Origin of the sequence: Brevibacillus sp. MER 51 (genome assembly GCF_023714195.1) — a bacterium.
In the GTDB taxonomy this organism is placed as follows: domain Bacteria; phylum Bacillota; class Bacilli; order Brevibacillales; family Brevibacillaceae; genus Brevibacillus.
Map to the genome: position 1 here is coordinate 216,511 of NZ_JAMAUS010000005.1, position 18,564 is coordinate 235,074.

Sequence of the window (18,564 nt, forward strand, 5' to 3'; positions counted from 1 at the left end):
CAATATCCCCCTTTTCGACGGGAACAGTGGACCTTACGAAAAAAGGCTCCTTGTCAGGAGACAAGAAGCCCTCGGACAAACTGACCGGACTTTTAAACGTCCCGCCTGTTTGTCATTCCGTGCCCTTGCCAGCCTCACTGGACTGGATTTAAAGGTTCCATTCGTCATGTAGAATTATGACACGATTCTGGACGGGTGTCAATGCAGCCCGAAAAAGTCTAACTATTCCCAATAGACGCTGACCCACGGTGGCAAGTAGTTCGCATAATAACCAATGTCCCCTGTCATATCTTTGATCAGCTCGATTTGTTTGTCCGCATTCTCGCCAATTCCTTGGATAAACAGGGAGCCATGCACCGCTCGATCCAACCGCAAGAAAAGAAGCTGTTTCCCATCTGGAGACGGCGCAGGATAGTAGTCCGCTGTATTCGCTTCCCCTTTTGTCACCTGCTGCTCCGCTCCATCTGTGGATCGCCGCCAGATGCCTTGTTCCGGTACCATGACCTTCTTTGGGTCGTATGAATACTCTGTAGCCAAGCCTCTGGTGAAAAGCAGCGTGTACGGAGCTTTCGGAATCCATACCGGGTAAGTGTCTACCACCACTGGACCAGGGCTGACTGTTTTGACCTTTCCTGCTCGATCCATCAGCTTCAACTGCTTGTTAGTCGTGGCGATCCGGTCAGTTCCATCGACAAAAGCGAGCTGTTCGCCATTTGGTGTCCAGGCAAGCCAATCAGGATAAGCCAATCCTGTTCCGAGGTCTATTGGCTTTTTAGCAGGCTGTGTCAAATCAAACCATTGAATCGGTACGCCATCTGCAGACAAGGAACCGGAGTTATACCTGACAAAGTAGGCCACAGCCTTTCCATCCGGAGATACTTTTAAGCCTGTCGCTGCCCATGGGTATATGCCTTCCTCCACCACTTTTGGCGGTTCTGCTATCGGATAGGCAGCCAACGGTTTACCTGCAAGTGTGCGCAAGGCCAGCGTCATCGGCTTATTTTTTTCGGCTGGTAGCGAGACAAGCAGGTTTTCCCCATCCGGCATCCAGGCAAAGTCTGCGAAATCAGCCTTCGTTGTACTTTGCAAAGCTAATTCTCCATGCTCTTGGACTTCTTTTACGATCAGCAATAATCTGGGTGCTTCATTACTGCCAACATTCACGGTGTACGCGAGCTTGTTCGCTTTCGGAGACCATTTTGGCGTTTCAAAAACCGCTCGCTCGTCTACCTGCACAGCTTTGCTGCCGTCAGCGCTGACGATCCACACATTGCCTGGTGTCGAGTAATTGTCGTTGCCTTTGTATTTCACGAACAGGAGCCACTTGCCGTCTGGCGACCAGCCCACGATCTGTGCATAGCCATCCTTGGTGATTTGCTTGATCTTTCCCGACGCATCCCGTCCATCTACCAAAAACAAATGCTGGTTGCTCGTAAATGCAATTTTTGCCGGAACGCTTATTTCCTTGTTCACTCGCTCTGGCCCTTGGCTTTGGGCTGCCACCTTTGCTTCACCGTTTGCTGTGACAAGTACAGCCAAAAGGACAAAAAGGCTGATCAGCTTCCCCCATTTTCCGATCACAGGCATTCACTCCTTACACGCTCTATTGAATGATGAAAAAACGCCAGAAGAAAGTAATAAGCTCTCTACTAGCGTTTTCCAATCCAACTGCCATTATGTAAGGGTCATAGGAAGACTGGCTGCAACAACAAAAAACGATTGCCATACAGATCCTCGAAAACAACCTCAATGCCATACATCACTTCGTTTGGTTCACTCACAAACTTTACGCCACGTTGACCCAGTGTTTCGTATGTGGACCAAAAATCATCCGTCTCCCAAACCCACATTGGATTTTTGCCGACCTGACGAAGCATTTCCTGCGCAACGTCTTCCCGATGCCAATGAGTTGGGTCATGCAGTACAATCTCTATCTCCTGCCCGGGCAGGCCGACGGTGAGCCAACGAGAGCCATCATCCATACGCGAATCCATGCGTTTTTCGAAACCGAGTTTTTCCGTGTAAAACCGCAATGCCTCTTCACAGTCGTGAACGTACAGCGTTACATGCGCTAATCTTTTTAGCACGGCTATTCCTCCTGTTCTCTTTACGCTTGTCGGAGAACTTCGATGACGTCAAGCATTTCCTTCGGCATTGGCGCTTCGAACTCGAGCTGCTCTCCTGTACGTGGATGGATGAAGCCCAATGTTTTCGCATGCAGAGCTTGTCCATCGAGCTCCAATGTATTTTTCGGACCGTATTTCGGGTCACCTGCCAGTGGATAGCCAATGTACTTCATGTGTACGCGAATTTGATGGGTACGTCCTGTTTCGAGTTTCAATTCTACCAACGTGTACTCCTTAAAGCGCTCCAACACGATAAAATGCGTAACAGCTGGCTTGCTGTTTTCAAAAACGACCGCCATTTGCTGGCGATTTTTCGGATCGCGCCCGATTGGTGCTTCAATCGTTCCCATTTCATGCGGGATGACACCGTGAACAATCGCGACATACTTCCGATTGACTGTATGTGCTTTCAATTGTTCAGCCAAACCCATATGTGCCTTATCGTTTTTAGCTACCATCAAAAGGCCGGAAGTATCCTTGTCAATGCGGTGGACAATTCCCGGACGCAAAACGCCATTGATTCCGGACAAATCCTTGCAATGTGCCAAAAGCCCATTGACGAGTGTCCCCGTGTAATGACCAGGAGCAGGATGCACGACGAGACCACGTGGTTTATTCACGACCACGACATCGCTATCCTCGTATACAATATCAAGCGACATCTCTTCTGGCTGGATCGCCATTTCTTTGGGCGGCGGAACACGGAGGGTCACTTCGTCCTCTGCCTGTAGCTTGTAGTTGTTTTTGATCGGTTCACCATTTACAGTGACACGACCTTCCTTTACCCAAGCCTGCACCTGTGAACGGGACCAATCTTCATTTTGCAGCGTGATAAATTTGTCGATGCGCTCGCTCGTATCCGCTGGGTCTACCGTCCAATCGTAACGTTCAAATAATTGCGTGTCATTCATGTATGTTCTCCACCTATCCGAGCTTTCCCACTATTATTCTCATGACTATCGGTTTTTCTTCCCATCCAGAAAAACATCGAGAAGCAAAATCCCCACACCAATCGTGATGGCCATATCAGCCACGTTAAAGATCGGGAAGTGAATCAACGTAAAATCGAGAAAATCTACGACTTGACCGGACGTCGCACGATCAATGAAATTCCCGACGGCTCCACCCAAGACAAATGACAGCGCCAACGATGCACGAGGCTGTTTTTTTCCCAAGCGAATCAAGGAAATGACAATCCCAATCACAACGACAGTGGTAATGGCAATAAAAAACCAACGTCGATTTTGCAGGATGCCAAACGCCGCTCCCATGTTTCGATGGGAAGTTAGATGAAATACGTCCGCGATCAAAGGAATGGATTCTCCCAGTTCCATATACTTCACGACTAAATACTTTGTAAACTGATCAAGCGCAATAATTACTGCCGCAATGAGATAGTACAACAATGGAATGTCCTCCTTATTCTGCTTCGACCAGCAACTGTACAAACACAATGTCAAATGATCATTTTACCAGAGACAGCCTACGTGAACAAGCGCTTTCCTTTTTTGTACAGTCGATAGCCTTTGCGTACGACTTCCAGCATCCACAATGGGATTTTCCATCCACGATCCTTGATAAACGGCAGATACACCTTGTAATACGCCTTGCGTAAATCACGCCATTTCGTGTCTGTATCATTGACATAGTAATCCGATACATCAATCAGATACCCTCGTCCCTGATCCATTAATACGTTTTTCCCATGGACATCATGTGGAAACAAGCCCTTCCTGCGGGCTTCTTCTAGCGCCTCCTCCACGTCTTCAATCACCTGCGGAGGAATCGGGATACCAAAGCGCACACAGTCAAACAGGGGTATGCCGTTCATCCGCGTAATGACCAAGTATCCTTCTCCATAATCATAACAGATGGGGAAGGAACGAGTCTCGCCAAGCTTGCGATAGACTTCGATTTCCTGTTCGGCTCCTGGTCTTCCAGGTGCGTACAGCTTGATCACTACCTTCGGATAGTCCGGATGGGCAAATACGGCAGCATAATTGCCAGTACCGACCAGCTCCCACGGATACGGCGTGTGGTGTACGACGACTGGATCATCCGGCGACAGACTCTCCACTTGAACTTCCTGTAAAAAAGCTTTCAATATATGCTGATCGATCCGCATCGTTTCTCATCATCTCTCATCAGTTACCGACTTCGAACTACGTTAAAACAAAATTACTACTACGATCATTCAGACACTTCCTATAAGGGGCAAAAAATCCTTTGCACTGGTAGGGCCAGGAGGTCCTGTCCGATTCCAATGAAAGGATTGCATATGGACAAGAATACCTCATTTTTTTGATTTGGTAAATGGGTAGCGAATGTCCACCAATCGTACCTGTTTTTATGTAGTGTATAACGAATGATTCTAACTGATTCATTTGGAAAATAAGGCTCTTGTATGGTGCTGTTGTGGTGGGGAGGAAACAGGAGAAAACGCTCAGATTCTAGGGCCACCCGCTGGGAGATTGACTGCCCGGCTCCATGAAAAAAAACGAAACCCGCGTCCAAAGTCGTCCTTTCAGGAGGTATCTCAGAGGTGGACGCTAAGAGCTTGTTTCTCTTTTTTTCATTGCGCCTCGGTCGGTGTCCCTAAGATCTTCGCTTTTTTCTCCTGTTTCCTCTACGAGCTTCCTGTGTTTACCACACATTTTAAAGCTTTAAAAGAATGAAGAATGTAATCGTTTCGCCAGAGAAGAATATTTCCAGACGTAGCGACTTGTGGAGTCCTCCCCAGCGGAGAAGGGATTCGCGGGCAAAAGAAACGCAACGTGCTCGCGCTACGAAGCGGCTACCACTTTTGCGTTTCCCCGCGAATCCCTTCGGAGCGGACAGTCTCTGCCCTCAGCAGGACGGAGCCTGGAGCCTAGACTGGAAATATTCTTCTCTTCTCCGCAGCCGCATAGCAAGATCCTCAGCAAAAAAAGAAGAACCTGACACATCATGCAGGCTCTCCCTTTCATAATTTACACATTAATCTCCAAAAACCATTCGCGAATCGCATCTTGCAGCTTCTGCAAGGCTGCCGCATTCGTTGCTTCACAATAAATACGCACCAACGGCTCTGTGCCAGACGGACGGATCAGGACCCAATGTCCTTCCTCGAGCAACAGCTTGACCCCATCCACTCTTTGAATCTCCAAAACCTGATAAGGACCGATGAGTGCAGGTGGCTTGGCGATCATTTGCTGTACCCATGGATCTTTTTCCGGCAATTTCATATCAAGCCGCGTATGGAACAGCTCGCCGAACTGCTCGTAGACGTCTCGCAGTATTTGATCGATTCCTTTGTTTTCATACGCGCACATTTCGGCAAGCAACAAATTGATGAGTACGCCGTCCTTCTCCGGGATGTGACCGAGAATACTCGCCCCGCCACTTTCCTCTCCGCCGATAAGCACATCGCCTTTGCGCATTTCCTCACCAATGTACTTGAAACCGACTGGCGTCTCTACCAACTCAAGACCATAATGCGTAGCCATCTGATCCAGCAGATGCGTGGTTGCTACTGTTCTCACAATGCGTCCAGTCAAGCCACGATTTTTTCGCAAATGATAGGTTAGCAGCACGAGTGCTTCATTGGGCGTGATATACTGTCCAAAGCGGTCGACGACTCCGAAGCGATCCGCATCGCCGTCATTGGCAAGACCAAGAGATGCTTGGCGTTCTACGACTTCTTTTTTTAACAAATGCAAATGCTTATCGTTTGGCTCAGGCAAATCTCCGCCAAAAGCTGCATCCGGTACCTCTCGGATACCGACGTTTTTCACCCCCGCCTCTGACAAAAAACCGCTCACATAGCCCATACCGGCACCATGCATGGCATCGACAACAACGGACAAGGAAGAGTTTTTCAAAACATCCATATTTACCATCCGTCTCAGATGCGCCTCGTAATGAGGACGCAGCACAATAACTTGCAGCAGCTTGCGGGTCTTTGCTTCCGCGAGGGAAATCGTACGCACCGATTTGGTCTGGCAGGTTTCGCTGATCCACTCTTCCAATCTTTGCGTGATCGCAGGCGTTGCGGGTCCAGCGTACTCCGGAATGTATTTGATGCCGTTATATTCGGGTGGATTGTGACTGGCCGTGATCATGATTGCGCCACTCGCTGCAAAATGCTTCACTCCAAAGGCTACGGCAGGCGTTGGCGCTGCTTCGTTCACCAAATAGGTACGAATGTCATTGGCGGTCAGGACAGCTGCAACCTCCTGTGCAAAGCGTCTCCCGAGAAACCGCGTGTCGTGTCCAACCAAAACAGGCTGCTCCTGCTGTCCGATTTCTTTGGTATAGCTGGCGATGGCTTGTGCGACAATACGGACATTCTCGACAGTAAATCCATCTGCGATTATGTCGCGCCAACCGTCCGTACCGAAACGGATCGTTGTCATCTACTCATCTCTCCCCTCGTTACCGCAACTCATTCACCTTCTCCAAATAACGCAAAACAGTGGCAACATAAGTAGCATGCGACCATGTCAGGGGTGCAACGGACACAGGAGCACCTGTATACGGATCGAGCTGTTCGGAGAGCACGCCGCTTTGTAGGGCATGCCGTACGACCCAAGCCAGTCTGCTCTTTGGCTCTTGGAGTTCATCGAGCGATTTTGCCTTGGCAATTTCCCAATCAGCCACCCATAAAGTGCAAATGATCCATGGATTTCCCGGCACCTTCACCGTGTCATGTGATTTTTTGAAATAGTAATCCCCTTGATAGCGGGCAATTCCACCGATCGCCGTGTCTACCCGCAAACTTTTTTTGACAGCTTCCATTGTCCGCTCAACCCTCGGATCATCTACGGAAAACACATCAAGCGCAAACAAGGCGAACAAGCTGCTCTCCACCGTGAAATCTTTTTCGACACTCCCATCTGCTCTTACATAAATCCCGCGCAGAAAACGCCCGCTTTCAGGGTCGTACAGATGTTTTTCCATCGCCCCGCGAATGCGCTCTGCCCCTTCTGCGTAGCGTTTGTAGCGCCGATCATCCCCGAACAACTGGGCGAAACGAGCTGCAGCCATTAAGCCTGCAAAAACCGTAGCACTGCTAAACGTAAAAATTCCCCGTCGCTCTTCCCATAAGTCGTAGCTTGGTTTTGGGAGTTGCAGCTCTGGATGGACATACTCCAGCAAAAAGCGAGCTGCCGGACGAACCAGCGTGGGATAGAGAGCCTGGCAATCTTCAATTTGCTTGCCGCTCTTGTATTGCTCCCAGAGGGCATACAGCACGAGTGCCGTCTCATCCTCCTGAATCGGGAGCTGAATTTCTCCGTCAACAATATACGGATGCCAGCTGGAGCCGACAGACCCATCCGGATTGTACTTGTGCAGCAAATATCCTTCCTTATTCAAGGCGTCTGCACAAAACCGAAAAAATGGTGCGACGACTCCCGTGTAGCCCGCTTTCGCCATCGCACTCGCAATCAACGCCCCGTCTCTTGGCCACATGTAGCTGTAATGGTCGCGATTGAATTGAAGAATATCCGAGTCATTCGCTGCGAGAATCGCTCCGTTCTGATCGATTTGCGTACGCACGAGTAGCAAGCTGGTCTTGTACAGATTGACAACCTCTGCCGGAAGATCAGCAAAGTCACGCCCTTCCTTATTGACCCAACGCTGCCAATACACCGCTACCCGATTGAGCAAATGTTCCGGATCACTTTCGAGTACATACTGGTTCAATCCTTTGACAGCCTCATACGATTCACCAATGCACATCCAGTAGAAGAGCGCCTTCTCTTCTTGGGGTTGCAGCGTGAGGGAAAAAGAGATCGTACTATCTACGGAGCCTTGCGCAATCGGATTGCCAGACAAAAGACCATCCTCTGCGTCCCTCCAGGTCCCCTCCGCATAGTTGAACCGCTTGATTCCGACGCTATATTGATCGATCCCACCCATATCTGTCTTTCCATTCGCCATGATGTACACATTGCGCTTGTAGTGATAAATGGTGCGCAGGATGGGATCAAAAACAGCGGTATCCCCTACCTCCGTCTCATTCAAGCTGAAATCGTGATGAAAAAACAGCCTGACTTCCCGCATCTCGCTCGTCAAATTTCGAACGCACACCTTTTTCAAATAAATCGGGTCACGCTGATGCACCCCATCTGCGATTTGCAAGGAGATGCCCAGATGTTCATGATGCGCATGAACATCTGTCACCAAAGACTCCTGTCCGTATCCGAGCTGCCGCGTCCAGCCGTCTTCATCCAGCCAGGAAAAGCGACCTTGTACCCATATCCCCAGCTTGCTAAAGTGTCCCCCGACATGATTCAGCTGACCGACATACGGAAAATAGAGATCTCGCATGTGCAGTTTGTCATCAAAATTAATCAGCAGTTTTCCATTCCCGACGACGAGCGGTCTCGGCATGCCTTCACGTCCTTTTCGTTATAGGCTGTCGATCTCTCTCTTTTCGTGAAACTGATATTCGGCAATTCGCCTCGCATAGGAAGAAGCAAGCGTAGCCGCGGTCTCTGCCGTCGCCCCTTGCGAAATCACTTTTACGTGCGAATCCTCTGAATCGGGTAAAATCAGCACCCAGCCATTCGAATCGTACACCTTGATTCCATCGACGAGCTCCAGCAGCTTGCCTTTGTTTTCTTCCATCACTCTGCGCATGACCTTCCCTTTTGCTGCCCATGGGCAAAAGACAGTCTTTTTCTCCATATGGCACGCTGGCAACAACTCCAGCAAAACGCTGAGCGATTTTTCTTCAGAAGCGAGATACGAAAGAATTCGCATGAGACTGTAAACGGCGTCAAACATCGGATGAAAACGTTGTTCGCTCGATACCTCCATCATGGACCGCGGAGAGACCTTGGTGCGTACAACCTCCATTTGCAACAGCTGGGCCATATGCTCCAATTCAATCGGGGCACTCACTGGCAGGCCGATACGCCGATGTTGACCACTGCATGCCAGCAGTTGCAGCGCCGTGATCTGTTCATTCGAGAGCTTCTCTCCATGCTCGGTAAACAAGGTAAATTGCTCGCCATTTTTATCGAGACGAACGCCTAAATCTGCTCCCTTTTTTCGAATACCTTCTTGTATAGAGCTGTAATCGGCGGTAACTCCCAGTGCATGCAAGAGTGGCGCAAGAAAAGTAGGAAAAAAACGCTGTTCACAATCGATCAGCAGTCGAAAGCGCTGACGCTGGATGGACGATACGTTCAACTGTTGAACCAAAGCGTGAAGATATGCCTCTTGTACTTGATGCTCGACTTGCAGTGCTCCCAACCGATGCAGGTTGCGAACATAAGTCTCTTGCCAGTAGGCATTCTCAACTTTGCGCTCCATCTCACGGGAAATCGGCAAGCCCGCTTGATCGATGAATTGGATGACAATCTCTTTATCATCGACTGGCTCTGCCATATAAACATGAATGCCGCCTTTGCAATCCAGAGAGCGCACGCCGTACCGGATCAAAGGTGAATTGCCAATCCCGAGATCGACTGTATCAATTCCGGAAGAGCACAAACTGGTCATGATGCTATGCTTCAATAGCTGAGCAAATGGGTGTGCGCATGCCGAAAGCGCAATCTTATCCCCCGCTTGTAGTAAGTACGCGTAGGCAGCAGCAAGTCTAGTGACGAATTCGGGCGTGATGTCAACATTGCCAATGCCCTTGATTCCTTGCGTCCCAAACAAGTTTTTGGTTTGCTTGGCACCATAAATGAGCGAGGTGGTGACAGTCGCATTTTCCCCGACTTCCTTATCCGGCCAAATTTTGATTCCGGCCTTTACCACTGACTTCGCCCCAATGAGGCACTGGTCTCCAATGACCGCCCCTTCCCCGAGTTGTACGCAATCTGCAATTCGGGTGTTGCGGCAGAGGGTCGTTCCTGTGATCTCTGCTTTTTTCCCAATAACACTGTTTTCCCAAATAATCGTCCTGGACAGCTTCGTACCAGAAGAAATCACCGTATTTTTTCCCAGAATGGAATAAGCACCGACGGCAACTCCAGCCTGCAAGTGTACATTTTCACCGATATAGACAGGGCCTTCCAATCGGACTGATGAATCGATGCGAACATCATTTTCCAAGAAAATGCGCGGCGCGATTTCCTGTGCTTTTATTTCGAGATGTACGCGTCCATCCAGCAAATCAAACTGGGCTTGCTGATAAACCTCCATAGAGCCAATATCGGACCAATAGCCACTTGCTTCATATCCGTATAAAGGCTTTGCTGCCTGTAAAAAGGACGGGAAAATGTCCTTGCTGAAATCCACTTCCCGCTCTTCTTCTATAGAAGACAAGACCTCCGGCTCGCAGACGTATATCCCCGTATTCACCGTATCGCTAAAAACCTCCGCCCAGCTCGGCTTCTCTAAAAAACGGGTAATGCGTCCGGCCTCATCTGTCATGACAACTCCGAATTCCAGCGGTGTTTCTACGCGCGTCAAAATCAACGTAGCCAGTGCGTTATTTTGCTCATGAAAACGAATGGCTGCCGACAAATCGATGTCTGTCAACGTATCTCCACTGATCACAACAAAACGCTCATCGAGAAAATCGGCGCAGTTCTTCACACTGCCTGCCGTGCCCAACGGAATTGTTTCTTCAAAATAGACAAGCGAAACACCGTAGCGAGACCCATCACCAAACGTATCTCGGATGACATCAGGCAGATACTGGAGTGTCACTGCTATCTCAGTAATCCCATGCTTTTTCAATAGATCAATCGTGTACTCCATGCAAGGCCGGTTTAAGAGTGGCACCATTGGTTTTGGCGTGTGGCATGTTAACGGACGTAGTCGTGTACCTTTTCCCCCAGCCATGATTACTGCCTTCATCTTTTTTTCTTCCTCCTTCATCGTTGCAATCTATGTTGTCATGCCGATTTCCGCGGGATTGCCAAGCGAACGGTATAGATCGATGGTTTGGCTAGCCAGAAGTGTCCAGTTGTAAAACTGTTTAACATCTTGCATTGCCGTCTGGGCCAGTTTATGCCGCTGATCAGGGTCGCGCAGTAGCCAACGGAGTTGATTCGTCAGCGATTCGGGATCACCCGTGTACATCATGGCGCCGTTTTCGCCGTGGCGAACGATCTCTCGTAGCCCTCCCGTATCCGCAACCAGAATAGGCGTACCTAAAGCCATCGCTTCCAGTGCAACAATTCCGAAAGGCTCATACAAGCTTGGGAATACCGCCACATCAGCCAAGGCGAACAGCTCATTTCTCCTTCGATCATCTACGAAGCCCAAGAAGCGTACTTGCTCAAAAAGTCCCATCTGATGGACCAACTGCTCCCATTCGTCTTGCATCGGTCCTCTGCCAGCTACCAGCAACCTCGCATGCGGAAACTCATCGCGCAGCCTTGCCATGGACTCCAACAATAGGTGAACACCTTTTTCCCGGACCAAGCGGCCTACAAAAAAGAGAACAGGACCGTCCCCTATCGCCAACTCCTGCCGAAGCTGTTCACGATTTACATCCGGCAGGGGAATGAGATCGACACCGTTGTGAATGACACGTAATTGGGACGATGGCGTTCCGAACAGGCGCATCACTTCCGACTCCATATACTTGCTGCATACGATCATCGAGTCAGAGCTTTGTGTTAGCGTACGTTCACACTCATGAATCCTTTGCTGCACCGGCGTATGAATACCTTGATGCCGACCATGTTCCAGTGCATGAATCGTGCTGACGAGCGGAAGGGAGTACCTCTGTTTCAGTTCGATCGCAGCCCAACTCACCAGCCAATCGTGTGCGTGGATAAGATCTGGCCGCACCCCGAGTGACCATAGTTGGGAGACAGCATCGACCATCGCCAAATTCAGTTGAAACACCCATGCCAGAAAGTCAGTTTGTTCAGAAGGAATATACGTAGGCAAACGGTGTACGTGAACCCCTTCCATCGTCTCATCTTTGGAGCATGAATCTGTCGCACGTGTCAGCACATGCACCGCTACTCCTTGCTGGACAAGATGCCTGGCGAGATCGTAGACAGCCCGGCCAAGCCCCCCTACCACATGAGGGGGAAATTCCCATGTAAGCATCAAAACAGTTTTTGTCGAAGACTGATCTTGCGCAGCCGCTACCAATTGACGCGATACGTTCACTCTATGCGTTTGTTTAGGCAAATAGAACGTGATATCCAAGTCAGGAAAGATCGGAAAATCAGCTTCTGCTTGTGTAATAGCCTCTTCATCCAGTTGATGCTCCCGATACATCGCCAAGAGAGCGCGCATGCGAACCAAATGGTCATGAATGCGTTGTACCGCATACCGAGTGACCGTTTGACCGTCTAAAATAAACGCCCAATCACTGCTTTGGGCGAGCATCAATTCGCGTGCGGCCTGCCTGAGGCACCGTAAGGCAAGCTGATCTCCTTTCATTTCAAAATAGGTAGTAATCGCTCCGATCAGTTCCCCCTCTGCCTGATGCAAATGCCTGTATATCCAGCCATTGTTCTCGTTCAGCCAGACTTCTCCGTAGCCATTTCTTCCCCATGTAGACATCGGCAAGTGACCGCGATCCTGTTCTGGATACTCCTCCAAATATTCAGATGGTGTCATTAATTTCACTTTTTTTGAATCACAAACCGTTTTGCGTATGAGAAAATCCAAAAACTGCGGACCCTCGAACCACCAATGGCCAAACAGCTCCGCATCATAAGTGGCGACAACCAACGGCTTGCGATCCATCCAGTGACTGGCTTCCTCTACTTGACGCTCTCGGTGATACAGGAAGTGGCCCGCATGTGACGCTGCTTTTTCGAGCGCCCAGCTTGGCTCATACCAGTCTTTATCCCCTTCTTTTCCGGTAATCCGATAGTATTTCAAACCGGTATGCACGCGAATGCCGTCAGGATGGATGTACGGCTCGATGTAGCTCATCTCCCTGTCAAACCCGATATCCCTGTAGTATTCCCGATAGTCATAGTCCCCCGGATAACCATCGATCGAGCTCCATACCTGGCGGGAAGCCACTTCATCTCGGGCAAAGGCAGCCACATCATGCGGCGTAAACAAGGGAGCCAGCACCCCTCTGCGAGGTAAAGGCGTCGCATGCTCTATCGTGTGACTGTCTACAAAGAAATACCGAAGTCCGGCTTCTTTCAGCAAACGATCCAGTCCAGGTGTATACCCGCACTCTGGCAGCCAAATTCCCTTCGGACGTCTTCCCAAAATCCGCTCATGTGTATCAATACCTACCAGAAGCTGTGCCCGAATCGCCTCTTCTGTTTCTACATAGGGCAAAAAGGAGTGTGTGGCAGCGCAAGTGATGAGTTCGAGGCATCCACTGTCCGCGATTTGCCGAAAGGCCTTGATCAGTTGAAAATCCCACTTGCGGCAATAGGCAATGATGGTTCGAAATCGTTCCACATACATTTTGGCGATACGGTTTTCTCGGGGTTGACTTGCGGTTCGTTTGACTTCCTTCCCAGCCAATTCAACGGTCTTCGCTAGATGTGTGCGAAAACGTGTCACGATCAGATCATCATCCAGCATGGAAAGTAATGTCGGAGAAATAGCAAGGGTCATGCGAAAAGCGATGCCGTCTGAGAGGAGTTTGTCGAAAACCATGAGCAAAGGAAGATAGCATTCCAGCATGGCTTCATACACCCAGCGCTCTTCCAGGCGATCGTCCCGATCCCCGTGTCGGACATAAGGCAGATGGGCATGCAACACGAGGGAGAGATAACCTTTGTGCACAAATGACACCTCACTTATTTGATGTTTTGGTATACAACGAATAGGAGGAAAAGTTCTCAAACCAGGAAGGTGCAGCTGGATCGTGGACGGGCTCAACTAGCGGTTCCCCCCAGCTAGCTTTTGAATGGCGTGGAGTAACTACCGTTTCCGAGCGTAATATCGGACAAAACCGATTGTGTTCATATAAACCAAAATCAACAATGTATGTACGTCCTGGCTCTACATCTTTCACGTACCAGGAATGAGCCTCTTCATGTACGAACACAGCTCGGACGGAATGCGCATTTTTTCCATCAAATAAGCGTTCGGTCACATCATACAGACGCAAGCCCTTCTGGATGTGACGATAATCGGCTTGCAGGTACGATGCGACCATTCTCATGCGCGGCCAAGTGATTTCCCAATAGATGAATAACACCGTCGGTCCTTGTACCATCACTTTGACAATGTCCCGACCATAAAACCCAGGCAATTGCCATTCCAATTCTCTTCTAGCGGGAGATGATGCCTCTGGCTTGGCACGGTCTTTTTGCAGACGATACTTTACTTGACCGATCGTTAAGCCGCACTCTTTGGCAATTTGTGCAATGGACATGGATCGTGAACGCAGTTCGAGAATTTTTTCCAGCATCTTCTAGCACTCCCCTCCGCCAACTTCGCCTATCTGTGCTTTCCCAATGTCAATCATAGCCAATGCGGCTAACAAAGACTGTCGAATGCTGGATGCACATCCCTTCTTCTTTTGTCGATCAACAATCATGTTTTCGTCATGGGCAAACAAAAGTCGCTCTCTTTCCATACTTACAAAGCTACTTCACTAGACATTCTTTTCTTTTTGCCAAATAGAAAAAAAGAGCTATATTCCGTCATCTTTTGTTTTATTTGTAAGGATTTTCATGTTGGATACCGATACTATAAAATATTCACTTCTACTTTCACAATGAATGAAAAAGGAGTCAACGAAAGAAATGAATCGTTCATGGATTAGCATGGTAACAGCAGGATCAATTGCAATTTCAACGGTAGCGGCTGGCTTGCCACTAGCAGCTCAAGCCAAAAGCACACCGCAAATCCTATCCCAAGAGCCCATTGATTCGCAGATTGGTCATACACCTGTTCAGGAAAACATGTCGAAAACACAATTACGCCAAGCAGCCAAACAGGAGAAGTACAGCATCTCGCATCTGAATACATTGGAGAATTCAGAGCTTGTTGAATTGTTGAAGGAAATCAGTTGGACGCAAATCCCCGAGCTGTTTATTTACAACGACGACACTCAGGAATTTTATGAGGATCGGGAGCGGGTTCAGGCCATCATCGATGCCCTGCAAGAGAGTGGCAAAAACTTTACTAAGGATGACGAGCAGGGCATCCATACCTATGTAGAGGTTTTGCGTTCGGGGTATTACTTGGGGTACTACCATAATGAATTAAAGTATTTGATGGAGCCAAAGTATAAGCAAAGGATTATTCCAGCCCTTCAAGCAATTACTACCAATGAAAATTTTGCCTTAGGTACAAAGACTCAAAATGAAATCATCAGTTCTACGGGAAAATTAATTAGCAACACGACTGTTGATTCAGAGACAATCGGTCTTCTGACAAAAGTAATGGAGGACTTTAACGACAATCGGGATAAATGGTCAGATGATCGCGAAGCAAGCGAGGCCTTTTACAGCGTCCTTCAAGGTGTCGGCTACGTTCTGATTTGGGGAGTAGATGATTCAGAAAGAGACGAGCTGAAAGGCAGCATCGACGCATTTATCGACCCCATTTTTGACATGGCCGAAAATGGGGAAACCTCCGCTGATCACGTATGGTTGACGAACAATGCCCTGTATTACACAGGGAAATTAGGAAGCTACTACAGTGATCCTGACAAAGCCAATGACATATTGACCAAAGCGATGAAAACGTATAAAAAGTGGAGCGAGCCATACTTCACTGCGGCCCAACAAATCGTGGAAGCATATGGCGAGGATGCCAATGGCAAAAAAATCGACCTCGAGGAAATGAAAAAAGAAGGCAAAAAGCATTATCTTCCGCAGCAATTCACTTTTGATGACGGAGCGGTTGTGTTCAAAACAGGAGACAACCTAACAGAAGAACAGGTTGAGCGCTTGTATTGGGCATCCAAGGAAGTGAAGGCACAATTTCATCGTGTCATCGGCAATGACAAGGAGCTTGAGAGCGGCAATCCGGATGATGTACTGACTATTGTCATCTACAATACGCCTGATGAATATAAAATGAATCGCTTCTTGTACGGATACGACACAGATAATGGTGGTATCTACATCGAGGGTACCGGCACTTTTTTCACCTACGATCGGACAAAAGAACAAAGCATCTACAGTCTGGAAGAGCTGTTCCGTCATGAATTCGTCCACTATTTGCAAGGCAGATATGAAGTGCCGGGCATGTGGGGACAGGGAAAGATTTATGAAAACAGTCGCTTGCCTTGGTATGAGGAAGGTGGAGCCGAGTTTTTCGCAGGTGCTACCCGAACAGAAGGAATCAAGCCTCGCCAGTCAGTTGTAGGCAATATTCGAAATGCCGCGCCTTATCTCGATTACACTGCGGCCGATATGATGCGTGCCAAATACGGAACCCTGGCATTCTACGACTACTCATTCGCGCTTCAGTACCATCTGTTCAAGAATGATTTTGCTCGTCTGGATATAATCAATGATACGATCCGTTCCAATGATGTATCTGCTTATGATGACTTGATCGAAGAATTCAGCCATGATCGCGCACTTGAACGTGGCTATCAAGAAACGTTAGAAGATTTGATCGACCAGTATGAAGAGTTGGATGTTCCTCTCGTTTCAGATGATTACCTACAAAAAGTAGACGTGACGAACAAAGAAGAGGTTTATCGTCAAATCGCAAAGGTTGCCTCTCTGACCGATGTAAAAACAGATGAAAAAGACTCTGGGGATTTCCGCAGCTTCACGTTGCGCGGGGTCTATACGGGCGGAACATCTCAAGGAGAATATCAGGATTGGCAGGAAATGAACCGCCTCACCGATGGATTCCTCAAGGAGTTATCGGATCTCTCCTGGAATGGCTATGACACGGTTACGAGCTATTTTACCAATTATCGTACAACAAAAGATGGACGCTTTGCCTATGATATCGTGTTCCACGGGAAGCTGGCTCAAGAAGATGGCTCCGAAACGGAACAGCCAAATCCAAATCCAAATCCTGAAGAATCGTCAATTTCATTAGGTAAGCCGATCACGGGTATCATCCATCCACAAAAACCGAGTCAGGAGTTCCGGCTCGATGTGAAATCAGCCCAACAGCTTCAAGTAGAGATGGAAACAAAGAATGGCAATAGTGTGGCGTGGCTTGTATTCCACGAGTCTGATAGAGAGAACTACATCTCCTATCCCACCAAGCGTGAAGGCAACAAGCTGATCGGATCATTCGATGCGAAACCGGGGACTTACTATGTGACTGCTTATACGTATCGTACAGGACAAGAGGACCAACCGTTTCGCTTATTGGTTACGGGGGAAGATCGCCCACAAGAGCAGCTCTATCAAGAAAACGAGAGCAATGATTCTACCGAACAAGCAAATGGTCCATTAAAGATTGGTACGACTGTTTCAGGGGACATGAAAGGAAACGATTGGCAAGATATCTTTGCCTTCCAAGTAGATAAACCAGAAGAAATACGCATTTCTTTAAACCCTCAAGAGGGACAAGGTGTTACTTGGATGCTATTCCATGAAGGAAATCTGGATCAGCCTGTAACGTACCCGCAAGAGCGGGAGGGAAATCTGCAAAGTGCCCATTATCAAGTAAAGCCAGGCCGTTACTTCTTGTATGTGTACAAATATCAAAATGAAGACGTTGTGTATACGGTAGAAACCAAGCAGCGTTAATCAGCAAAACAAAAAACACCCCCAAACGAGCTATCAAAATCGTTTGGGGGTCTTCGTTTCTCTCTTGTTTTTACAGTTATCGGCGCTTGGTGATCCGCCCAGAACCCCCAACCTTCGTTCGTGGGGGCGATTTACTTTTCGGCGGGGAAAAGCTCGAACGTTTGGATGAAAAAGAGTCACTTGAATTCGACGATTGACTGCTGGAAGAACGAATAATCTTGCCTGAACTACCGCTAGAAGATGAATCCGCCTTCTTCTTGAAAAGGTTGCCGTCAGAACCTACCATACCATCCGCGTTCTTCGCATTACCCCGTTTGAAAATACTTCCCGTACCCTCTTTGGTAATTGGCGGCGCTACTTTTTTGTCCTCGATTGTAGGCACGCGATACGTACCGGAAGGCTTGTATATGTCCTTGCTAGAGTAGCCACGATAGCTACCCTTTGTACTTTTCTTAAGTCCGTCGAACAAATCATCCAGTACGCTGGCTACAATATATCCCTGCAAAAACGAAGAATCGTAGTTTTGCCGGACGTACTCTTTGCTGTCGACCTCGATCAACGTATCCGTCGGCTTGGCAGCGTCTTGCTGCAAATGGTAGATCTCGTCCGGATAAATGAGGAACATATGCTGCGAATCTTCTTTGGAGATTTCATCTGGCGAATTCTGCTCCGCCAGCTCCGAGGCTACTTCCGGTACAGTCTTGTTTTCCGCACGGTAGATGCGTGACGACTGTCCATTGTCCTTCGTAGAGACAGATTCAAGCGGATATGTCTCGCCAACCCCAGGGCTGCCACAACCCGCTAGCGTAAGGAGGAACAACGCCGGAATCAGTAGGAGCTTGATTGATTTCATCCATGGATTTGGCATGTACTTG

12 protein-coding genes are annotated in these 18,564 nt (G+C 48.6%); 1 reads left to right on the forward strand and 11 read right to left on the reverse strand.

Features of this window, described 5'->3' with window-relative positions:
- Positions 1–222 precede the first annotated feature (222 nt).
- The 10 genes from M3630_RS13205 to M3630_RS13250 form a co-directional block, all read right to left on the reverse strand.
- The gene (locus tag M3630_RS13205; RefSeq protein ID WP_251252397.1) at positions 223–1,587 is read right to left on the reverse strand and encodes a TolB-like translocation protein; all 1,365 of its coding nucleotides are present in this window, start codon (positions 1,585–1,587) and stop codon (positions 223–225) included.
- A 98-nt stretch (positions 1,588–1,685) separates the two neighbouring features.
- On the reverse strand, positions 1,686–2,087 hold the full coding sequence (locus M3630_RS13210; protein ID WP_251252398.1) for a VOC family protein: 402 nt from the start codon (positions 2,085–2,087) through the stop codon (positions 1,686–1,688).
- A 20-nt stretch (positions 2,088–2,107) separates the two neighbouring features.
- Positions 2,108–3,037 (reverse strand): RluA family pseudouridine synthase, encoded by a 930-nt coding sequence (locus M3630_RS13215; protein ID WP_251252399.1) that lies wholly within the window; start codon positions 3,035–3,037, stop codon positions 2,108–2,110.
- A gap of 45 nt (positions 3,038–3,082) precedes the next feature.
- Complete coding sequence (gene lspA / locus M3630_RS13220; protein WP_173608169.1) at positions 3,083–3,532, reverse strand: signal peptidase II; 450 nt, start codon at positions 3,530–3,532, stop codon at positions 3,083–3,085.
- A 77-nt stretch (positions 3,533–3,609) separates the two neighbouring features.
- On the reverse strand, positions 3,610–4,251 hold the full coding sequence (locus M3630_RS13225) for a serine/threonine-protein kinase (RefSeq protein WP_173608170.1): 642 nt from the start codon (positions 4,249–4,251) through the stop codon (positions 3,610–3,612).
- Positions 4,252–5,095: 844 nt separating this feature from the next.
- Positions 5,096–6,520, reverse strand: coding sequence for a phosphoglucomutase/phosphomannomutase family protein (locus M3630_RS13230; RefSeq protein WP_251252400.1), 1,425 nt, complete (start codon positions 6,518–6,520; stop codon positions 5,096–5,098).
- Between the two features lie 19 nt (positions 6,521–6,539).
- Positions 6,540–8,501: a glycoside hydrolase family 15 protein gene (locus M3630_RS13235; RefSeq protein ID WP_251252401.1), complete on the reverse strand. Its 1,962-nt coding sequence runs from the start codon at positions 8,499–8,501 to the stop codon at positions 6,540–6,542.
- An 18-nt stretch (positions 8,502–8,519) separates the two neighbouring features.
- A complete protein-coding gene (locus tag M3630_RS13240) occupies positions 8,520–10,925 on the reverse strand; it encodes a sugar phosphate nucleotidyltransferase (protein ID WP_251252402.1) in 2,406 nt (801 codons plus the stop codon).
- A 30-nt stretch (positions 10,926–10,955) separates the two neighbouring features.
- Complete coding sequence (locus tag M3630_RS13245) at positions 10,956–13,793, reverse strand: 1,4-alpha-glucan branching protein domain-containing protein (protein WP_251252403.1); 2,838 nt, start codon at positions 13,791–13,793, stop codon at positions 10,956–10,958.
- 10 nt (positions 13,794–13,803) lie between these two features.
- Positions 13,804–14,424 (reverse strand): DUF4912 domain-containing protein, encoded by a 621-nt coding sequence (locus M3630_RS13250; RefSeq protein ID WP_251252404.1) that lies wholly within the window; start codon positions 14,422–14,424, stop codon positions 13,804–13,806.
- Between the two features lie 337 nt (positions 14,425–14,761).
- Between M3630_RS13250 and M3630_RS13255 the strand changes: the two genes are divergently transcribed.
- Positions 14,762–17,689 carry a collagenase gene (locus M3630_RS13255; RefSeq protein WP_251252405.1) on the forward strand — a complete coding sequence of 976 codons (2,928 nt, stop codon included), beginning with the start codon at positions 14,762–14,764 and terminating at the stop codon, positions 17,687–17,689.
- Between the two features lie 76 nt (positions 17,690–17,765).
- Here M3630_RS13255 and M3630_RS13260 read toward each other — a convergent pair whose 3' ends face one another.
- Positions 17,766–18,557: a DUF4247 domain-containing protein gene (locus M3630_RS13260; protein ID WP_173608176.1), complete on the reverse strand. Its 792-nt coding sequence runs from the start codon at positions 18,555–18,557 to the stop codon at positions 17,766–17,768.
- Positions 18,558–18,564: the final 7 nt, after the last annotated feature.

What these genes read in the sequence shown, in the direction of transcription:
- M3630_RS13205 (WP_251252397.1), bottom strand. Translation starts at nt 1,587, where the DNA reads ATGCCTGTGATCGGAAAATGGGGGAAGCTGATCAGCCTTTTTGTCCTT.
- M3630_RS13215 (WP_251252399.1), bottom strand. Translation starts at nt 3,037, where the DNA reads ATGAATGACACGCAATTATTTGAACGTTACGATTGGACGGTAGACCCA.
- M3630_RS13225 (WP_173608170.1), bottom strand. Translation starts at nt 4,251, where the DNA reads ATGCGGATCGATCAGCATATATTGAAAGCTTTTTTACAGGAAGTTCAA.
- M3630_RS13230 (WP_251252400.1), bottom strand. Translation starts at nt 6,520, where the DNA reads ATGACAACGATCCGTTTCGGTACGGACGGTTGGCGCGACATAATCGCA.
- M3630_RS13235 (WP_251252401.1), bottom strand. Translation starts at nt 8,501, where the DNA reads ATGCCGAGACCGCTCGTCGTCGGGAATGGAAAACTGCTGATTAATTTT.
- M3630_RS13240 (WP_251252402.1), bottom strand. Translation starts at nt 10,925, where the DNA reads ATGAAGGCAGTAATCATGGCTGGGGGAAAAGGTACACGACTACGTCCG.
- M3630_RS13250 (WP_251252404.1), bottom strand. Translation starts at nt 14,424, where the DNA reads ATGCTGGAAAAAATTCTCGAACTGCGTTCACGATCCATGTCCATTGCA.
- M3630_RS13255 (WP_251252405.1), top strand. Translation starts at nt 14,762, where the DNA reads ATGAATCGTTCATGGATTAGCATGGTAACAGCAGGATCAATTGCAATT.
- M3630_RS13260 (WP_173608176.1), bottom strand. Translation starts at nt 18,557, where the DNA reads ATGCCAAATCCATGGATGAAATCAATCAAGCTCCTACTGATTCCGGCG.